Here is a 563-nt window from a genome sequence, read left to right as displayed (position 1 = left end):
AGCAATATCACCTACGCACCGTTCGGCGGCAGCAGCGGCTGGACCTGGGGCAACAGCACGGCGGCCAATCCGAACGCGCACGTCCGTCACTACGACCTCAATGGCCGCATCAGCAGCTATACCCTGGGCGCGGCGTCGGCCAACGGCGTGGTACGTACGGTCAACTACGATGCTGCCGACCGCATCACCGGCTACAACCATACGGGCACCGGGACGGCACCGAGCCCGGCCAGCCTGGACCAGACCTTCGGTTACGACGAACTGGACCGCCTGACTAGCTACAGTGGCAACGGCACCACCCAGGCATATGCCTACGATGCCACCGGCAACCGGATCAAGGCGACGTTCGGGGGGACCAGCTATACGAATACCATCGATCCCCTCAGCAATAAACTGAGCGCGACCACCGGTCCGGTTCCCGCCAAGACCAACACCTATGATGGCGCAGGCAACCTGAGCAGCGACGGCACCCTGGTGATTACCTATAGCGGACGTGGACGGCCCTACAGCATCAAGAACGGCGCGGTAACGGTGTACCAGCTGTTCAACGGTATTGGACAGCG

Annotated in this window: 1 pseudogene; it reads left to right on the top strand. The window is 62.5% G+C overall.

The features are described 5' to 3' along the window. A pseudogene (locus EJB06_RS31595) lies at positions 1-563 on the top strand (RHS repeat protein); the annotation flags it as partial.

Origin of the sequence: Massilia atriviolacea, from assembly GCF_003953935.1 — a bacterium.
GTDB lineage: Bacteria > Pseudomonadota > Gammaproteobacteria > Burkholderiales > Burkholderiaceae_D > Telluria_A > Telluria_A atriviolacea.
This window is presented reverse-complemented; position numbering and strand designations above follow the sequence as displayed.